We start from the raw sequence: 19545 nt of genomic DNA on the forward strand, positions 1-19545 counted from the left end.
TAGTTTTCTAATAAACTTTACTTTCATCTAAAAAAGATAAAAAGCGCGTGTATTAGCCCTTTTTAGCCTTTTGGCAAATAAAGGCCAATTACTTGACCAGAATCTCTGGTGCTTGCGCTTTTTGTTTATTTCTAGCTTTTTGTATTTTTTGAATAAATTGTTTAGAAAGCTCTGTCAGTACCTCGTATCTTTCTTGGGCAATCGCTTTACTATCTACTAGTGAACCACCCACACCAACAGCTACTGCACCGCTTCCAATAAATTTTTCGACATTATCAAGATTGACACCTCCAGTAGGCATTACTGGAATATGACCAAGCGGTCCTTGTAAATCTTTAATAAAATCTGCACCAAGCGTTCCCCCTGGAAAGATCTTCAACAAATCAGCTCCCGCTGAATATGCTTTGACTATTTCTGTTGGGGTCATAACTCCTGGTATAGATATCCTTCCATAACGATTTGTCATTTGAATCGTTTCAACATCAAAACTCGGACAAAAGATAAAATCAGATCCTGCATCAATTGCATTTTTTGCAGAAGCAGCATCTAACACAGTTCCAGCTCCTACAAGTACATTGTCTTGGTATTTCTCTTTCAAATCTTTAATCATTTCAAGCGCATTTGGTGTATCGAGCGTAATCTCTAGTGCTCCTGTACCACCTTCTATAAGTGCTTCAGCAATATAATGGATTTGAGATTGCTTTGGCCTACGGATAACTGCAATTAAGCCTGATTCTTTCAACCGAATTAAATTCTCCCATTTCTTCATTCGGGATACCTCCTTGAATTAACGTTTTACGTCACGATCAATTCCAGCCGGTTTCATAAATTTTTCGACTGCTTCAAAATATGGTAAGCCTTCTATATCACCACTAACACCAACTACCATTGCACCAATCGCGTTGGCACGTCTGACTACTTGTTTCATCGGTTCTTGACGTAGAATTCCACTAATAATACCCGCAGCAAATCCATCACCCGCTCCAACCGGATCAACAATTTTCTCAACAGGAAATCCATCTACGTAAAGTTTTTCTGCGTTAGAATGAAGATAAGCACCTTGACTGCCTAATTTAATGATAATTGTCTTATTACTTTTACCTAACAAAGCTTCAGCTACTGCCTCCACCTCTTTTTTACCAGTCATCAATTGTCCTTCATCTAGTCCAGGAAGAATAATATCTGCATGTTCGGCAATTTCATTGAATATTTTTTTTGCTCGCTCTTCTGACCACAATTTCATCCTCATATTAGGATCGAAAATAACTATCGTTCCGTTTTGCTTGGCTATTTCAATCGACCTCATTACCGTTCGTCGGCAACTTTCACTCAATGCTGGGGTAATTCCACTAATATGAATGATTTTAGCCTGAGCGATAATTTTCTCGTCCAAATCTTCAGGCTCCATTAAACTTGCTGATGACCCTTTTCGGTAATAATAAACGTTCATGTCACTTGACGATAATTGTTCTTTAAAAATAAGTCCCGTTGGTGCCTGGTCTGTAAACTGACAAGAAGATGTATCCACTCCTTCTCCCCTTATACTATTCAATATAAAGCGACCGAACGGATCATTTCCCAATTTACTGTACCAGCTTGCTGAATGGCCCAGGCGAGTCAAACCAATTGCTACATTTGATTCTGCTCCACCAATTTTTTTGGGGAATTGATGGATATATTCAAGTGGCAACATTTGCTCAGGTTGAAACAAAACCATTGTTTCGCCAAATGTAAATACATCTATTTTCTTCATAGTTCACAACCTTCTTTATTATCATTACTTACTCTGGTATAAGAATTAATGAAATCTGAGGTATAAATGTTATAAATAATAATGTGAACAACATTGCAATTAAAAAAGGTAACACTGCTTTTGATAATGCTTCTATAGAAACTCCTGAAATACCTGAAGCTACAAATAAGTTTACACCTACCGGTGGTGTGAAGAATCCAATTGCTAAGTTAACTACCATTAAAATCCCAAAATGAACTGGATCGTAGCCAATTTGAACTGCTACTGGTAATAGTATAGGTGTTAATATAATGATTGCTGCAAGAGTATCCATAAACATCCCCACTATTAATAGTAGAACTGTGATTAGCAAGATAATGACAATCGAATTTGTAGAAATAGATAATAATCCTTCTGCAATTTGCCCTGGAATCTGCTCAATTGTCAATAAACGACCAAATGCGTTAGCCGTGCCGACAATAATCAATACAGTGGCAGTTGTTAAAGCCGAATCAATGATTACTTTAGGAAGTTCTTTGAATTTTAACTCTCTATAGATAATCATAGAAGCAAATAAGCCGTAAACTACAGCGATAACAGCTGCTTCTGTAGGCGTAAAAATACCACCGTAAATTCCTCCCAAAATAATAACTGGAATCAACATAGCCCATTTAGCAGCCCAGAGAGCCGTTCCAATTTTTTTTAAAGAAGTTGGTTCGCCCATACCTTTATATCCTTTTTTCTTCGAGTAAATATAAACCCACACAATCATAGAAAGACCAACTAATACTCCTGGGATAATACCTGCGATAAATAGATCCCCAATTGAGACATTACCTGTTACTCCATAAATAACCATCGGTATACTCGGCGGAATTATAACCCCAATTGAACCTGCCGCTGCTACAACAGCTGTCGCAAATTTAATATCATAGCCTTGTCGGACCATTGCCGGAATCATAATTCCTCCAATAGCCGCAACCGTAGCTGGACCTGAACCTGAAATGGCTGCAAAAAACATACATGTAATAATAGTTGCGATTGCAAAACCGCCCGTTCTATTCCCAACAAGTGCATTTGCTACGTTGAATAGCCTTTCTGAAATTCCGCCTTTACCCATAATTTCACCTGCCAGGATAAAAAATGGAACCGCCATTAAAGGAAAGGAATCAACTGCTGTGACCAATTCTTTCGCTAAAAACTCAACTGGCAAACTTCCCGTATACATAATTGTAATTAGTGTAGAAAGGCCAATAGCAATACCGATTGGCACAGTTAATATTAGTAAAAGCGCAAAACTGCCGAATAAGACTGCAAGAGTCATTTCCTAAAACCTCCTAGATGATTCATTCCGAATTTATTTAGCTTGATCCATTTCATTTATTTTTCTTACGGATCCAGAGTCACCTCGCAAGGCTTTAATGTGTTTAATTAAATTTTGGATAAGACGAATGAGCGTTAGTCCCATACCTACCGGTGTAGCCATATACACTAACCCCATTGGAATTTGATTTGCCGGTGATTTTTGTCCGAAATTTAATAATTGGTTTGCGATGTCGAAACCATAAACGATAACGAAAACTGCAAATACGACAAACAACAAATTAGCAATAATGGTTAAAATGATTTTTCCTTTTTCTCTTAGAAGTAATAAAGCTACATCAACTTTGATATGTCTTTCTTTTTTGACCCCATAACTTATCCCCATGTAAATTAGCCAGATAAAACTATAACGCGCCAATTCTTCTGACCAAGATAAAGAATTGTTAAATTGTCTCATGACCACTTGAAGAAAAATAACAGCTACCATAATAGTAGAGAAGAGGATTAATAATGCCTCTTCGATATGCCGATCCAACCACCTTAGGATTTTCATATTGATCTCCTTTTATAAAAGATTTAATAATAGCCACTATTGGACAAATCATTATTTTTTAGAACAGACTAAAAATTCCGTCATTTATAATTAAAAAAATTTAATTTAGAGATGCACTATTCATCACAATGTTTTTTTTTTGCAAACCTAGCAACTCCTATCTTTCACTTTACAAGTTAAATCTATTTGAAATATTGATCATCTTTTATTTTTCATTATTTTATGGCTACCAAATTCATTTCGTAATGCTGCAACGACTTTGCCAGTACAAGTATCATCTTCTAAAGAAAGATACCGCATTAATAGTGACATCGTGATTACCGGGGCAGGAACTTGAAAATCTAAAGCAGATTCTACTATCCATTTTCCCTCATCAGAAGAATTCATTATCCCTTTGATGCCTTCTAGTTTAGCGTCTTTCGAAATCGTACCCAAATGGACTTTTGTCTAAAATATCGAAGCCTTCTGCAATTGATTGCATCATTCCATATTCGATACCATTGTGAATCATTTTCAAGAAATGGCCACTACCCACCTTATCAGTATAAAAGTAACCGTTTTCAACTGAGATATCATGAAAAATCAGTTCAATGAATTTATAAGCTTCCGGATTCCCTCCAATCATGGTGCATATCCCATTCCTTGCTCCTGAAATATCTCCACTTGTTCCACAATCCATAAAGTGGATTCCTTCCCCCATGTAAATCTTCACCAAATTGAATGAATTTTTTATAATTAGAGTTACCCTCACCAATAACAATATCTCCTTTATCAGGGAGTGATTTTAATGTTGATATACCATTCTCAGTAACCTCTTCATCTGGCACTAGTAACATTAATATGCGTGGGCGATCCAGTTGCTCGACTAAATTTTCTAAAGAATTTGCACGAAGAGCACCTTTTCCCACTACTTTATCTAGCTGAGCCTCATTTGCATCAAAAGCAACTACTTCATGACCATGATTAATAAGATTTAAAGATAGATTATAGCCCATTTTTCCAATACCAATCATTGCTAACTTCATTTTTTGCCCCCTTGTCCCTCGTGAATTTCTTCTATCTGTAAGCAAGTTCGATGTTTATTTTTAAGAAATTGTAATAGATGCTCTTTCTTCATAATAAAAAGCTTATATTTCACTTTGTTCCATATAGTAGAACTGCGTTCTATAAATTTAATTATAACTCTCAATCGAATAAATTCAAGAAATAATTTAAATTATTAGTTTTTTTAGAGAAAAGATTATCCATCTAAAAGACCTTGTCTCCCACATAAATAGAAAGGTATAAATAATAGTTAAATTTTTTCATCCCAATTTCTAGCAAATAAATCACTCTACCGTACTACTATCACTGAAAAAAATTATACTTCGCTTTAAAACAACTAGATTTATTTCACAGACAGATAGAGTTGTAGTTAAAATAGAGGATAGAGTCATTTTGATTAAAGTATGTAAACTATTAGAAGAGATATATCTTATTTCTACACTCTAGCATCTTTGTGTTTTGATTTTGACACTAAGGGAAATAAATGATGAACTACTAATTTACGGATATCTCGTAACTGAAAGGAGAAACCGACATGAAAGAACTTTTTGGCTTGATGAAGTTCGGCACAAAGTCCGCTTTATGGGCAGCCATTATTAATACAATCGTAGCCATTCTCAAAACAGCCGCTTATTTGATTACGGGGAACGTAGCGATGTTTGCTGAAATGATGCATAGCTTTGGGGATGCTGCGAACCAATTTTTTGTGTTTATTGGTTCTGCATTGAGTAAAAAAGAACCGACAGAACGCTTTCCTGGAGGATTTGGGCGACTGGTCAACCTTGTGCTACTCGGGGCTGTTTTAATTGTTGGGGTTTTGGCCTATGAAACCATTGTCGAAGGAATACATCACATTTCAAATGCCACTCATTCGGAAGATTGGTTTTGGTTGAATATGGGTGTTCTTGGTGCTTCTGCATTGCTCGAAATGGCGGTTCTCTACAAAGCGATGAAGGAAATTACGGAGCATCTCCCAAAAGAACAAATAAAAGGCTTTAAATTAATTCCTGAAAGTTATAAGCATGTTAAAGATGCTAAGCCCGCTTCGAAACTCGTATTTTTAGAAGATAATGTCGCAGTTGGTGGTGCGTTACTTGCAATGGGCGCAATTGTTGTCGCTACTTATACACCTTTCCATAGCGCTACAGGCTACGCTTCAATCATCATTGGTGTTGCACTTGTTTTTGTTGTAGGTCGTATCTTTATGGATAATGCTGCGGGAGCACTTGGAGTAGCCGATGTGAAAATGCAGGCAAGAATGGGCGCTCGTATTTTGCAGCATCCGCATATTAACGATATCCAAGACTTAAATGTTATTAAAGAAGGCGAAAGCCTACATGTCGAACTAAAAGTTGAAGTTGATCCTCATATGACGATCAAAGAAGCTGACGAAATTCGAAACTATATTGAGGAAAAAATTAAAGAAGCTGTAGATAATGTCACCGATGTAATTATTGAGTTTGATGACGATGATGACGTCGACACGTGGAGTCAGATCTCAAATGGGGATCAAAAGTAGTTTTTAGATTTTGGGACACTAGCAAGAAAGACAATCAAAACCGCGAAAAATCTCCGGTTTTGATTGTCTTTTCTTTTTCTTATGCTTTCGGTTCTTTTATAACCATATTATCCAATACCACCGTTTTCAAGTATTGGGAAACGCCATTTGCATCGCAAGTAAATTCAGTAACTTCATCCACTTTTTCTTTAATATGATCCGGGGCATTTTTCATCGCTACAGCATGGCTAACATATTCGAACATTTTAAGGTCATTATCGCTGTCTCCGATGGCTAACGTTTCACAGCCTGTTAAGCCAAACCTCTCTAGCATTTCTTTGATCCCTGATGCTTTATTGACATCGGCAACCATGACTTCTGCATTGTGCGGAGATGAAGGTGTCATCGAAAAACTCATCTCTCCTTGCAATTCCTTTAGCTCGGCTTTCCATCCTTCGATTTCATCGCGTGTTCTTGCGAAAAAGTAAAATTTCGAAAAATGATTACCGGTTATTTCTGCAGTCCACTCAATATCTTCCTCTATTGCTTTTTGACGCGAAATCCATTCGTTAATCTGAACGGAATCAGGTTTCGGATCACGAATTGCCGCTTCAACAAAGGCTTTGTCTTGTTCTTGCACCAATCGCGAGTTACCATGCGGGAACAGCTCGTAATAGATTTTCCTTTTACGTGCTTTCTCAATAATCGTTTTTACCAACTCTAGCGACAACGCGTGTTCAAATACGACTTCCTCGCCAATATAGCCTGCCATGCCATTTGCAGTAATAACGCCGTCTACTGCAAAGCCTTCTGGCAACATTTCTGCTAGTTCGTCTGCCGATCTACCTGTCGCAATGAAAACAAAAATTCCTTGATCACGCAGTTGATCTATAACTTGTTTTGTCTCAGAACTAACTTCGTTATAATGATTTAATATCGTTCCATCCATATCTAAAAAGATGGCCTTCGGGTTAATAATCACTCCATTACCTCCTGTTACTCTATGCACATGATACCCCTCAGTATACGCCGTGCTATTTCTAAACTCAACGAAAGTACAACTCTCTGTCGGTAAAAGGATTAGAACTACTGCGGAAAGATAGAAAATGTTAGAATAATAGAAAGAGAAATTTTCGGTTTTCATTTGGCGTTACAGGAAATTTGTTTATCTATGCTAGCTGTTTAAAATAACCAGCGGCAGATGGAGGTTAAAATGAAACAGGTCTTGACCATTCAAAAAGTATTAAATAATAATGTCGTTATTGCTCATAATGATGTCTATAAAGAAGTGGTATTAATCGGCAATGGTCTCGGTTTTAACCGAAAAAAAGGAGATTCTGTTCCTTTTGACCAAGCCGATAAAACATTTTTGCTTAAAGATGAAAAAGAAATGGAGCAATATGTAAACCTACTTCCGTATATTGAGGAAAAACTCATCGCGTTTATCCAAGAATTACTTCTTTTTATCGAAGAAAAAATGGACAAAGAACTAAATGAACATATTCACGTTGCATTAACCGATCACATTGCTTTTGCTATTAACCGTGCAAAAAAAGATATTCAATTCTCCAACCCCTTTTTATTTGAAATAGAGTCCCTATACCCAAAAGAATACCTTGTTGCTAAAGATGTTGTTCAAAAAATAGAAGAGCGGACAGGTGTCTTTTTTCCAGAAGGTGAGGTTGGCTTTATCGCTCTACATATTCACAGCGCGGTAACCGATAAGTCGTTACGTGATATTAAGCGCTATCATTCCCTACTTTCACAACTGGTGGAGATTATCGAAAACAACTTAGATATTCAACTGGACAAAAACAACATCGACTACCACCGCTTAATCCAACATCTTCACCGGGCAATTGACCGTGCCGATAAAGGCACTATTATCAGTGAAGAAAATAAATTGGCTGCTATGTTGAAAAGTGAATATCCTGTGTGCTATAATCTTGCTTGGAAGCTCATAAAAGTAATGCAAAACCAATTGAATAAGCCTGTAGATGAATCAGAAGTCATGTATTTGACGATTCACTTGCAGCGCTTGACACATAAATTCTGACCATACGTGTTACTGATTCGATCAGGCATGAGTATGAAAAGATGAAAGTTAACCAATAGGACAAAACTGTCCTTTTATTGACTTTTCCCTTTTCTGCTCATGCCTTTTATTATGGATTCAATTGTTTTTTCATATACAACCCATAGAGGAGGAAATTACATGTCATTTAATTTATTCGGTACATTGCAAAAAGTTGGTAAAGCTTTAATGTTACCCGTTGCACTTTTACCTGCTGCTGGTATCTTACTAGCTTTTGGTACTAGTTTTGCACAAGAATCATTTTTGGAAGCGGTTCCTTTTATGGGAGCTAATTGGATTCAACAATTATTATACGTAATGGCAGAAGCGGGCGGAATCGTCTTCGCTAACCTTCCTTTACTATTTGCTGTAGGTGTTGCGATCGGTCTTGCCGGTGGTGATGGTGTAGCAGGACTTGCGGCCATCATTGGTTATTTAATCATGAACGTCACGATGAAAGCGTTTGGCGGAATTACGCTAGAAATGACTACTGACCCGGCATATGCCAATGTACTAGGAATTCCTACACTACAAACAGGTGTTTTCGGCGGGATTATCGTCGGGATTTTAGCCGCCTTCTTGTACAATAAATTCTATAATATCCAGTTGCCACAGTTTTTAGGATTTTTTGCAGGAAAACGGTTTGTCCCAATTATTACTGCGTTTTCAGCTGTTTTTCTTGGAATCGTTATGTTTATGGTTTGGCCTTTTGCTCAAGGTGGCCTGAACGCTCTTTCTCACTTTATGCTAGAAACAAATCGTACGCTTGCGGCTTTCGTTTTTGGAACCGTTGAACGTTCATTAATTCCATTTGGTTTGCACCATATTTTCTACTCACCATTTTGGTTTGAATTTGGTCAATATACAACTGTTGCAGGAGAAATTGTCCGCGGTGACCAACGTATTTTCTTTGCGCAATTGCAAGACGGAGTAGACTTTACGGCTGGTACATTTATGACGGGTAAATTCCCATTCATGATGTTTGGCCTTCCAGCTGCAGCTCTTGCGATATATCACACAGCACGTCCTGAGAAAAAGAAAGTTGTCGGCGGTATCATGGCTTCTGGTGCTTTAACTTCTTTCCTTACAGGAATTACAGAACCTCTTGAATTTACGTTCTTGTTCGTTGCTCCTGTGTTATTTGGTATTCACGCTATATTTGCAGGACTATCATTTATGACCATGCATTTACTTAACGTTAAAATCGGTATGACATTTTCCGGTGGCTTGATCGATTTCCTGCTTTTCGGTGTTATGCCTGGCAGAACGGAATGGTTCTGGGTTATCATCGTCGGTCTAGTATTCTCAGTCATTTATTACTTTGGTTTCCGTTTTGCTATCCAGAAATTCAACTTGATGACGCCTGGACGTGAAATTGATGAAGAAGACGATGAAGAGACAGAAGAAATTGGCGACTTGCCATATGAAATTCTTGCTGCTATGGGCGGACAAGAAAATATCACACACCTTGATGCTTGTATCACACGTTTACGTGTCAGTGTTGAAGACAAAGGCAATGTTGATAAAAAACGTTTGAAAAAACTAGGTGCTTCAGGTGTTATGGAAGTTGGCAATAACATTCAAGCTATTTTTGGACCTGTATCGGATAGCTTACGCGGTCAAATGCAGGACATCATCAATGGGAAATCACCTCGTCCAGCTGCAAAAACAGCAGCTCCAAGTAAAGACGCTGTTGTTTCAGCAACACCATTGGAATTTAACAGTCCAATGACAGGTGACCTTTTACCAATTTCAGAAGTTCCTGACCAAGTGTTTTCAGGTAAAATGGTTGGCGATGGTTTTGCCATCAAACCGACTGAAGGAAAAGTATACTCTCCCGTAAATGGTAAAGTCGTTACTGTATTCCCTACTAAACACGCAATTGGTATTGCAGCTGATAATGGCACGGAAATTCTGATCCATATCGGGATTGATACGGTACACTTGAAAGGTGAAGGCTTTACTTCACATATTGAACAAGGCGATTTGGTTGAACAAGGACAACTCTTAATGGAAATGGACTTGGATTATATCGCTGAACATGCAGCATCAATTATTACGCCTGTCGTCTTCACTAATCTTGAAGAAGGACAATCAATAAAACTTAAAAAATCTGGTGCTATTGCAGCGAAAGATACAGATGTTATGGAAATTATTAACGGAGAATCTGTCGTTTAATCCAGAAATATCTACTAAAAGCCCGGTTGTATTTGGATTCTTCAAATGCGATCGGCTTTTTTTATTTCATCTGACCCCTAAGTTTTATTGGAAATTGACGCTTTTAACTAGTCCAATGCTCTGCTAATCTTATCTGAAAAGAAAAGATAGGATGGTTACTAATTATGCAAAAAACAACTAGCTATTCACCAACAGCTAATTCTCGTACCTTTGATTTGATCTTAAGTTCGATGGCCATTGCGCTTGTCTTTGTGGCCACATTATTATTGAATATTCGTTTACCGATTGCTGCTAATGGTGGTCTTGTTCACCTCGGAACAGCTATGCTTTTCATCATCGCCATTCTTTTTGGTCCTAAAAAAGGATTGATTGCAGGTGCTATTGGGATGGGTTTGTTCGATTTAGTTTCTGGCTGGACTTTATGGGCACCGATTACAATTGTAGCTCGTGGCCTTCAAGGATACTTAGTCGGGAAAATTGCTTGGTCAGGCAATCGAACTGGTAACAGTACGTCTTTCAATATTTTAGCTGCTGCTGTTTCAATGCCACTTATGATTGCTATCTACTATGTAGGCGAAGCTATCATTTTCAGTAGCTGGATTATCCCGGCCGCTTCCATTCCAGGAAACATCGTCCAAAACGTAGTTGGATTGATTATAGCGATTCCTGTAGCTATTGCTTTAAAGAAAACACCTTATTTCAAATAGAATAGTTTGTTTCACAACAAAACCCCGTCCATCTTTTTCAGATGAACGGGGTTTTTAAAATGTGTTTTGTAACGACTTATTTTGTGATTGTATTCTTCTCGTCTAACTGCAATGCTTTTGCAGTTGATGCATGGATTTCTTGGAGAAGCTCAGGATTTTCAGACAATGACAAGCCGTAAGACGGAATCATTTCTTTGATTTTTGGTTCCCATTCGCCTACTTGTTCTGGGAAACATCTTCGGAAAATTTCAAGCATCGCATGAACTGCCGTAGATGCACCAGGTGAAGCTCCTAGTAATGCAGCAATAGAACCATCAGCAGCCGTTACAATTTCTGTACCAAACTGAAGCGTTCCTTTGCCTTTATCTGTATCTTTAATCACTTGTACCCGTTGTCCTGCAACAACTACTTCCCAATCTTCAAGTTTCGCAGTTGGGATAAATTCACGCAATTCTTCTACGCGTTTTTCATTCGAAAGCAAGACTTGTTGCACAAGATACTTCGTTAATGACATTTCTTTTGCCCCTGCAGCAAGCATCGTAAAGACGTTGTTCGGTTTTACAGAGCCGATCAAGTCCATATTCGATCCTGTTTTCAGGAATTTTGGAGAGAATCCAGCAAACGGTCCGAACAATAATGATTTCTTGTTGTCGATATAGCGTGTGTCCAAATGAGGTACAGACATTGGCGGAGCGCCAACTTTTGCTTTACCGTATACTTTTGCATGATGTTGTTCCACAATTTCAGGGTCGTTGCAGACTAAGAACAAACCACTAACCGGGAATCCACCAATTTGCTTCGATTCAGGAATGCCTGTTTTTTGTAACAATGGCAAGCTTCCGCCACCACCACCGATAAAGACGAAGTCCGCACTATGGTATTCGATTTTGTTGTTTTCAAGGTCCTGCACTTTTACTTCCCATGTGCTGTCGCTGTTACGTTTAATGTCTTTGACTGCATGGTTGTAATTCAGTTCGACTTGTTGTTCGCCCAAGTACTCAAATAACATTTCGGTTAACGCCCCAAAGTTGACGTCAGTCCCTGTATCGATTTTCGTTGCTGCGATAGCTTCAGTTGAAGTACGGCCCTCCATAATAAGAGGCATCCATTCTTTTAACTTTTCGGTTTCCGTTGAGAATTCCATCCCTTTAAACAATGGACTTTTCGTCAAAGCGTCAAAACGATTTTTTAAAAAGCGGACATTGTCTTCGCCTTGAACCATGCTCATGTGAGGAATCGACATGATAAAGTCTTTTGGGTTTTCAATGCGTTTATTGTTTACAAGAAACGACCAAAATTGTCTAGAAAGTTGGAATTGTTCGTTGATGCTGCTCGCTTTTTTAATATCGATCGAGCCATCCTCTTGTTCTGGTGTATAGTTCAGTTCGCAAAGTGCTGCGTGGCCTGTACCTGCATTATTCCATTCATTAGAACTTTCAGCGCCTGCTTTTTCAAGTTTCTCAAACACTTTAATATTCCACTCAGGGGCTAGCTCTTTAAGCATTGCTCCCAAAGTTGCACTCATAACTCCGGCGCCTATTAAGATGATATTTTTGTTATTCTGTTGGTTGTCCATTAAAACCTTCCTTATCCCGTATATTTGCAAATAGGTGCAGCTTGCTCCTGATCAAATAATACAAAAAGCCAGGTTCAACCATAAAACACACCTTTTCTGCCTCAATTATATAATTATATCATATTTCCTGATTGTACCTATCTGCTTTTGCCTGTCCATTATACCTCACTTCATGCGTCTGCAAAAGCAAGAGCTTCTTTTCTATTGTTAACCTATAAAAAAAGGCAGACACGCTTTTTTAACGTGTCTGCCCTTTCAGTTTTACTTATCCTTTAATCCTACCTATATTAAGCTTTCAATGCATGATAGCGTCTTACTACTTCTTTTGTAATGTCACTGTCTTCAGGCAAACCACTAATGGTAGTTAAAACAGTCGCAGGTCCCTTGTCTTGAATTATTTTCTGAATTTCCATCGCTTCTTCGTCTTCTGGATAATCAAACAATAACGCAGCCGCAATCGCGTTTGCTAAGTGAGTATACGCCAACCCTGCTTTTTGTGCTTGTGTAGCAGGGCGAACCAATCGATCTTCAGGTCCTAACTTCCGAATAGGTGCACGCCCTACTCGTGTAACTCCGTCATTTAAGTAAGTATTCTTAAAGCGTTCAATGTTTTTATCGATATAAGCCAAATGCTGTTGTTCATCAAGTCCATATTCTTTTACTAAATACGCCCCAGTCTCTTTAAGTGTCTCTCTGACTTGAGTAACAATCTCTTCATCAGCCAATGTTTCGTCGATTGTTTCTTTTCCTGCTAAATACCCCAAATAGGCAATAACAGCATGACCCGTATTCACTGTGAACAACTTCCGTTCAATAAAAGGAGCGAGATCTTCGACCAATGTCATGCCGGTTACAGGAGGAATAGTTTCTGTCGTTTCCACTACCCATTCGAAATACGGTTCTACTAACACATCTAAAGAACTTTGGTCTTGGATAGGTACAATGCGGTCAACAGCCGAGTTAAAGAAATATACTTTCCCTTCTAGTTTCGCTTTTATATCGTCATCTAAACTGTCTAGAATGTGTTGCTTTAAAATATCGGTCGCGCCAATTTGGTTTTCACAAGCGATGATATACAGTTTTTCATCTGTCACCGAAACACGTTCTGTTAATCCACGCGCAATTAATGGAGCGATTCTCGGCAAGATATTTGGACCAATCGCTGTTGTTAAATAAGTCGCATGTTGAATCACTCCAATAACGTCTTCAGCGTGTGTCATATTATTAATCCCCGAAACGTTTTCAATTGTGATTTGTTCTTCCTGTGATTGAGCTAATTTTACGTGATAGCTTTTTTCTTCATTTAATTTATTGATTACTTGCTCTGCCACGTCCACAAACGTCACGTGATAGCCTGATTCGGAAAATAAAGCCCCGATAAATCCTCTACCAATATTTCCTGCTCCAAAATGAACGGCTTGTTTCACTGTCATCATTCCTTTATCAAATTATTTTGTAGATACTCTAAAAAAATCTCTTCTAACTTCTGCCGAATGGCCTTTTCGTTGGAAGAAGTAAAAATCATCATTGCTTGATTATTTTCAATCAAGCTCGTGCTAATTAAGCTCAAGATTTCTTGTTGTCGGTCAGTCAATACAGTTGGCGCTAGCATCAACAACAAATGTTTCATTTGCATGTCTTTGCCATCCATTCCTTTAACGATAAGCGGGTTATCTAGATGGATGATTTGAAACAACAGCTCTTGGACCGATTCATCACGGCAATGGTAAAGTGCCATAGTCGTTTCCGGAATCCCAAGACCGCCTTTGTTCTCTCGTTCTTTTAGTTCACTCATGGCGGAAGCTACGTTTGTTACTACCCCGTCTTTTTTCGCCATTTCTAAAACTTCCTGTAAAATCTCCCAATGATCCGCAGCAAATTGTTGACGAACTACTTTAAAATTGCTCAAAATCACATCCATACTATGCTGTACTTGTTTTATTTCTTGCAGCATTTGTTGGATATTTGGTCGGTTTTTTGTTGTCTGTGTGTCGCTCGTCTTTTCGCGATTTAAATAATGCGTTTTACCAGTAATTTTCTTTACATTATTCTGCAAGTAACTTTCAATGTACCCGATATCTCGCTCGTTCAATAAAGGGCTCACTCGAATATAATCTACTTCTGTAACAGGCAATCGAATGGTTGAAATGACCAAATCGTAATCTTTGAAGTCAGCTGCTTGAAAATCTTTTATTGAAAGAATTTTTACTGAATTGATTTCAGGAAGTTCTTTTTGAATACGACTTGCCAGCATTTTTGAAGTACCTATTCCCGACGGACAAATAATAACTGCATCAATTTGAATTTTTTCTTCTCCCATTAATAAAGCTGAACCAAAATGAAGAACAACAAAAGCCGTCTCGTCAGCAGAGAAGTTTAAACTTTCGAACTCATTCTCCATCCCTTGTTTAACAGCCATAAACAGGACCGGATATTTACGTTTAATCTCATCCGTTAACGGATTGAAGGATTCGAGATTTTGATTTAAACGGAAAATTAATGGTTCCATATGTGCCAATAGCCCTTGATATAGTGAGAAGTCATCGATAAGATCGACACCCAACTGTGACGATACGTTACGGATCAAGTTTTTGACTTTTCGTCCTAACAAGACACTATCGTAGTAAGAACTGTTAGCCGCTTGGACTTTAGATCCCTTTAATATAACCGATAAAAAATGTGTGTCAGCTATTGATAACTGAACAGAAAGTTGCTCACTCAATTCTTTGCACACATTCTCTATCAACTGATACTCGCTAGTAGAGCTCTTCTCTACCAATTCTAGCGTTTCCAGTAAGAACCCTTTTTCTGCTCGCTGAAGCGTCATGCAACTATAAACAACTAATCCTACATAATCACTATCTGCTAACTTTATTTGTTCCTGATTGATTTTTTGTTTTACTAAACGATCCACTACTGTCAAATACTGCGGGAAAAAGTATCCAAGAATATTTTCTTTCTGACTTCTTCCTTGTTGAAGAAAATATAAACTCTCAATTATTTCTTCATAAAAATACGCCAACATAAAACTGCCTAGTGCATGTCGCTTATTGGCTTCTCTACCATCAACCTCTATACCGACACCTTTTGTTCTCGATAACTGAACCGAAAACTTCTGTAGCCAGTCAGATAAATCATCTAAATGAGCAGATAATGTAGCATTACTGATTCCTAACTGACCTGCGAGCACTTGCTTTTTAAAAAACGGACCTTCGTGCAATAAAATAATTAGCAGCTTTAACTTTCGCTCTTCAGGAGTCTCATCTGCCGGACTAACTGTTATCAAATTCTGTATAAGTCGATAAATTTGATCATTAGGTCCCGTAATTAAAAGCCCCTCATCTACTGTCCGTTCAATGGTTAAATCAAATTCTTGCAAGGTTTTTTCGATTGATTTTAAATCTCGTTGAATTGTCCGAGCACTGACATCTAAATACGAAGATAAGGAATGAACCGTATGTTTTCCAGAGGTTCTAACAATCAATTCAATAATAGATTTTTCTCTAAACGTGATAAACATAGTTGCCCCTCATTTCGTTTTTAACTGCCTATTTCGTACTTGAAAATGTAGATAGAACAAAAAGGCAGGAAATCCCACCTTTCTATTAGTGTTATTTAATTGCCGTTAATGATGTCGATTATTTCTTTCGCAGATTTCGCTTCAACTAATCGATCGACGTTGGTTTGATCGGCACAAATCACTGCGATTCCCGAAAGAATTTCTAAATGTGTTCCATCTTTTCCGGCAATCCCGAAAATCATTTTTGCACTCTGTCCATCAAAGTCTACTCCATTTGGCACTTGAATAACAGTAAAGCCTGACTTGATGACAGATTTTTTCGCATCTTCTGTGCCATGAGGAATTGCGACATTATTGCCCATATACGTGGTCGTGATCTCTTCCCGCTTTAACATTTCGTCTACATAAGACTCTTCAACATAACCGGCTTTAACTAATGCCTGACCTGCAAAACGAATAACTTCTTCTTTTGTACGGAAGCGTTGTCCAATAAAAACATTCTCTTCTCGTAACAGCTGATCTTCCTCAACACTTGAAGCCGATGGGACATGTTCTTCAACAGCAGCAGGCACTTCTGTTTCTCCATTTTGCAAGCGATCGATAAGCAGATCGTATTCAGGGCTCGATAAGAAATTATCCACTGAAATATGATAAGCATCCGGTACTTTGTTTTCAGCACGCGGTGTTAACTTTTCTTGCGTAATAACGATTTGAGCGTCTGAAGGAATTGTACTGATTGCCGTATTGGATACCGATACATTCAGCCCTGCTTCTTTTACTTTTTTGCGTAATAGAGAAGCTCCCATCGCACTTGAACCCATACCCGCATCACAAGCAAAGACGATTTTTTGTGCATTTAGCGGGAAAGCACCATTTTCAACTGAGTTAGATGACGTTATTTCCCGGGAAATAGAACTTTTTTTACCCTTCATTTGTTCCATTTTTTTTGTTGCTTCTTCCATATCATCATCTGTTTGTTTACTCGATTTCAAAATGATTGCTGAAATGACGAAAGAAACAGCTGTTGCAACAAAGATTGCTGTAAAGTTGGCTAAGTATGCCATTCCTTCAGGCGGTGTAACGGCGGTAATCGCTATAATACTCCCCGGTGATGCTGGAGCAACCAATCCGCCACCCATTAATACAAGTGTAAATACGCCACTCATACCACCAGCTACAACAGCTAACAGTAGCATTGGTTTCATTAATACGTAAGGGAAATAAATTTCATGAATCCCACCAAGGAAATGGATGATCGCCGCACCTGGTGCAGATTGCTTGGCAATTCCTTTTCCAAAAAACATAAACCCAAGTAACACACCAAGACCAGGTCCTGGATTAGCTTCTAGTAGAAACAGAATTGATTTACCTGTTTGTTGAACTTGCTCTAATCCAATAGGTGTTAACACACCGTGGTTAATCGCATTATTCAAGAACAGAATTTTTGCCGGTTCGATTAAAATACTCGTTAGCGGTAGTAATCCCGCTTCTAACAACCAGTCTACGCCCGTAACAAGAACATCTGTAAACGCACTTACAGCTGGTCCAATTCCTTTAAATGCAAGAAGCGCTAATCCCCCACCTAAAATACCTGCTGAGAAATTATTCACTAGCATTTCAAAACCTGTACGTATTTTTCCTTCTATCAATTGGTCAAACTTTTTAATAACATATGCGCCAAGTGGTCCCATGATCATGGCACCTAAGAACATTGGTGTATCAGGAGCTCCGATAATAACCCCCATTGTCGCAATCGTACCAACTACAGCGCCTCGTTGCTCATAAATCAACCGGCCACCTGTATATCCAATAAGAAGTGGCAACATGTAGATAACCATTGGGCCTACTAATTTGCTGAATTCCTCATTCGGAAAAAAACCTGTTGGAATAAATAGGGCTGTAATTAACCCCCATGCAATAAATGCACCAATGTTAGGTAAAACCATAGAACTTAAAAAGTTACCGAATTTTTGTACCCGCACCTTCATGTGATCCTCTCCTTTTAAAAATAGTTTGTCATGATGTACTTCTATCATAGACCGCTAATGGAAGCGCATTCAACAACTAGGAAAGTCAACTTTGTCGGGCTTGTCACGACATGGTTGTTGTTTTTAAAGACCAAGAAAAAAACTGTTGAGTATCAACAGTTTTTTTCTTGGTCTTTACTTAATTTTTCTTACTTACTTTTATCAATTTAATTGAAAGATTTTTATGCTCTTTAAACAGATCACTACTAGCATCGTAATGAATTGCTATATTCATTGCTTGGATTGCCTCATTATGCTTTTCTAAAGCTCGTAAACTATTCGCTTTATGAAATAGATAGTCGGTCCGATTCGACGAATTCTCTAATAGCTGATCCATTACTACTATTGCCTCAAGGTGCCTACCAATCTCTCTTAAATAATTAGATTTGTGATATTGAAAAAATGAGGTTTCCGGATTTTCTTTGGTTGCTTTATCAAACGTCTGTAATGCTTCCTCTGCTTTCCCCATTAACCGATAGCAATTTGCTATATAGAAATAAAACTGCTTATCGTCTCTTATGCCCTTACTGTAAGCAGCGATTGCACGATTAAACTCTTTTATTTCCTGGAGTATTAACCCTTTCCAAAAAGAAAGCTTATTAAGGTTTTCGCCAGCAGATAAAGCATTTTCAATGACATTCAATGCCTCATCATAGGCTTCTTTTTTATATAGAAAAAACAATTTGTTTTCTAATGGTGTATCATCTGATGCACCATTTTTAAAAAGCTCGATTATTCTGGTTTGATCTCTCATTTGAGCGTGGTCATGAGAACTTAAACCTTGTCGATCTTTAATTTGAAAATCGGCACCTGCTTCTAGTAGCAATCGAATGACGAGTGCATACAAATGACCCCCGTCACCTAAAACAACCGCTTCATGGAGGGCGGTCCAGCCGAGTTTGTTTATATGATTTACTGGAACCCCCGCCTCCAAACAGTATTGAACTGTTTTGACATAGCCTTTTTCGCTAGATGGCAGCAATGCTGTTCCTCCAAAGCGATTCACGCTATTGACATCTGCACTATATCGCGTCATCAACTTTAGTGAAGCCGAAAAACCGTTGGCTCCTGCTGCAATGAACGGACTTAATCCTGTAGAGTCTTTATGATTCGGATTACTTCCTTCTTTTAACAGAAATTCAGTTATTGCAAAGTGATTAGACAAAACAGACTGCATCAATGCAGTTTGACCAAATTCATCTTTGTATTGAATACTGACCTTTTTATCTAGCAACATTCTGACTTGTTCTAAATCTCCCGAGGCACTTGCTGACAAGAGGCTTTTATCGTTAAAATCTATCGTCATCTATTTG

14 protein-coding genes and 1 pseudogene are annotated in these 19545 nt (G+C 38.2%); 4 read left to right on the plus strand and 11 right to left on the minus strand.

All coding sequences use genetic code 11. The features are described from left to right. Positions 1–88 precede the first annotated feature (88 nt). The 5 genes and pseudogenes from BBI08_RS16395 to BBI08_RS16415 form a co-directional block, all read right to left on the minus strand. A complete protein-coding gene (locus BBI08_RS16395) occupies positions 89–769 on the minus strand; it encodes a bifunctional 4-hydroxy-2-oxoglutarate aldolase/2-dehydro-3-deoxy-phosphogluconate aldolase (RefSeq protein ID WP_008497575.1) in 681 nt (226 codons plus the stop codon). Between the two features lie 18 nt (positions 770–787). Beyond that, the gene (locus tag BBI08_RS16400) at positions 788–1753 is read right to left on the minus strand and encodes a sugar kinase (protein ID WP_008497576.1); all 966 of its coding nucleotides are present in this window, start codon (positions 1751–1753) and stop codon (positions 788–790) included. 28 nt (positions 1754–1781) lie between these two features. Further along, entirely contained in the window at positions 1782–3056 is a 1275-nt protein-coding gene (locus BBI08_RS16405; protein WP_008497577.1) for a TRAP transporter large permease, read from the minus strand. A 33-nt stretch (positions 3057–3089) separates the two neighbouring features. Continuing rightward, positions 3090–3608, minus strand: coding sequence for a TRAP transporter small permease (locus BBI08_RS16410; RefSeq protein ID WP_008497578.1), 519 nt, complete (start codon positions 3606–3608; stop codon positions 3090–3092). A 198-nt stretch (positions 3609–3806) separates the two neighbouring features. Beyond that, positions 3807–4633 (minus strand): annotated as a pseudogene (locus tag BBI08_RS16415) (NAD(P)-binding domain-containing protein). Positions 4634–5187: 554 nt separating this feature from the next. On the opposite strand from BBI08_RS16415, the gene BBI08_RS16420 reads away from it, so the two are divergent. Continuing rightward, positions 5188–6171, plus strand: coding sequence for a cation diffusion facilitator family transporter (locus BBI08_RS16420; protein ID WP_008497579.1), 984 nt, complete (start codon positions 5188–5190; stop codon positions 6169–6171). A 79-nt stretch (positions 6172–6250) separates the two neighbouring features. Here the strand turns inward: BBI08_RS16420 and BBI08_RS16425 are convergent, their stop codons facing one another. After that, a complete protein-coding gene (locus tag BBI08_RS16425) occupies positions 6251–7132 on the minus strand; it encodes an HAD family hydrolase (RefSeq protein WP_008497580.1) in 882 nt (293 codons plus the stop codon). 231 nt (positions 7133–7363) lie between these two features. Here BBI08_RS16425 and glcT point away from each other — a divergent pair, with 231 nt between their 5' ends. The 3 genes from glcT to BBI08_RS16440 all read left to right on the plus strand — a co-directional run bounded on the left by glcT (position 7364) and on the right by BBI08_RS16440 (position 11109). Next, positions 7364–8206, plus strand: a complete 843-nt coding sequence (gene glcT, locus BBI08_RS16430; protein ID WP_008497581.1) for a glucose PTS transporter transcription antiterminator GlcT — start codon at positions 7364–7366, stop codon at positions 8204–8206. A 159-nt stretch (positions 8207–8365) separates the two neighbouring features. Next, positions 8366–10402: a glucose-specific PTS transporter subunit IIBC gene (ptsG, locus tag BBI08_RS16435; RefSeq protein ID WP_008497582.1), complete on the plus strand. Its 2037-nt coding sequence runs from the start codon at positions 8366–8368 to the stop codon at positions 10400–10402. A 164-nt stretch (positions 10403–10566) separates the two neighbouring features. Further along, a complete protein-coding gene (locus BBI08_RS16440; protein ID WP_040850800.1) occupies positions 10567–11109 on the plus strand; it encodes an ECF transporter S component in 543 nt (180 codons plus the stop codon). A gap of 76 nt (positions 11110–11185) precedes the next feature. Here BBI08_RS16440 and BBI08_RS16445 read toward each other — a convergent pair whose 3' ends face one another. The 5 genes from BBI08_RS16445 to BBI08_RS16465 form a co-directional block, all read right to left on the minus strand. Then, positions 11186–12685 carry a malate:quinone oxidoreductase gene (locus BBI08_RS16445; RefSeq protein ID WP_008497584.1) on the minus strand — a complete coding sequence of 500 codons (1500 nt, stop codon included), beginning with the start codon at positions 12683–12685 and terminating at the stop codon, positions 11186–11188. 287 nt (positions 12686–12972) lie between these two features. Then, a complete protein-coding gene (locus tag BBI08_RS16450; protein WP_008497585.1) occupies positions 12973–14112 on the minus strand; it encodes a mannitol-1-phosphate 5-dehydrogenase in 1140 nt (379 codons plus the stop codon). A 5-nt stretch (positions 14113–14117) separates the two neighbouring features. Continuing rightward, a complete protein-coding gene (locus tag BBI08_RS16455; protein ID WP_008497586.1) occupies positions 14118–16205 on the minus strand; it encodes a BglG family transcription antiterminator in 2088 nt (695 codons plus the stop codon). A 95-nt stretch (positions 16206–16300) separates the two neighbouring features. Further along, on the minus strand, positions 16301–18193 hold the full coding sequence (locus BBI08_RS16460; protein ID WP_008497587.1) for a PTS mannitol transporter subunit IICBA: 1893 nt from the start codon (positions 18191–18193) through the stop codon (positions 16301–16303). A gap of 178 nt (positions 18194–18371) precedes the next feature. Further along, a complete protein-coding gene (locus tag BBI08_RS16465; RefSeq protein ID WP_065528350.1) occupies positions 18372–19538 on the minus strand; it encodes an ankyrin repeat domain-containing protein in 1167 nt (388 codons plus the stop codon). Positions 19539–19545: the final 7 nt, after the last annotated feature.

The organism is Planococcus halocryophilus, from assembly GCF_001687585.2.
GTDB classification, from domain to species: domain Bacteria; phylum Bacillota; class Bacilli; order Bacillales_A; family Planococcaceae; genus Planococcus; species Planococcus halocryophilus.

Bases quoted from the DNA above. Each gene is read 5' to 3' on its own strand.
- BBI08_RS16395 (WP_008497575.1), bottom strand. From the start codon at position 769: ATGAAGAAATGGGAGAATTTAATTCGGTTGAAAGAATCAGGCTTAATT.
- BBI08_RS16400 (WP_008497576.1), bottom strand. From the start codon at position 1,753: ATGAAGAAAATAGATGTATTTACATTTGGCGAAACAATGGTTTTGTTT.
- BBI08_RS16405 (WP_008497577.1), bottom strand. From the start codon at position 3,056: ATGACTCTTGCAGTCTTATTCGGCAGTTTTGCGCTTTTACTAATATTA.
- BBI08_RS16410 (WP_008497578.1), bottom strand. From the start codon at position 3,608: ATGAAAATCCTAAGGTGGTTGGATCGGCATATCGAAGAGGCATTATTA.
- BBI08_RS16420 (WP_008497579.1), top strand. From the start codon at position 5,188: ATGAAAGAACTTTTTGGCTTGATGAAGTTCGGCACAAAGTCCGCTTTA.
- glcT (WP_008497581.1), top strand. From the start codon at position 7,364: ATGAAACAGGTCTTGACCATTCAAAAAGTATTAAATAATAATGTCGTT.
- ptsG (WP_008497582.1), top strand. From the start codon at position 8,366: ATGTCATTTAATTTATTCGGTACATTGCAAAAAGTTGGTAAAGCTTTA.
- BBI08_RS16440 (WP_040850800.1), top strand. From the start codon at position 10,567: ATGCAAAAAACAACTAGCTATTCACCAACAGCTAATTCTCGTACCTTT.
- BBI08_RS16445 (WP_008497584.1), bottom strand. From the start codon at position 12,685: ATGGACAACCAACAGAATAACAAAAATATCATCTTAATAGGCGCCGGA.
- BBI08_RS16455 (WP_008497586.1), bottom strand. From the start codon at position 16,205: ATGTTTATCACGTTTAGAGAAAAATCTATTATTGAATTGATTGTTAGA.
- BBI08_RS16460 (WP_008497587.1), bottom strand. From the start codon at position 18,193: ATGAAGGTGCGGGTACAAAAATTCGGTAACTTTTTAAGTTCTATGGTT.
- BBI08_RS16465 (WP_065528350.1), bottom strand. From the start codon at position 19,538: ATGACGATAGATTTTAACGATAAAAGCCTCTTGTCAGCAAGTGCCTCG.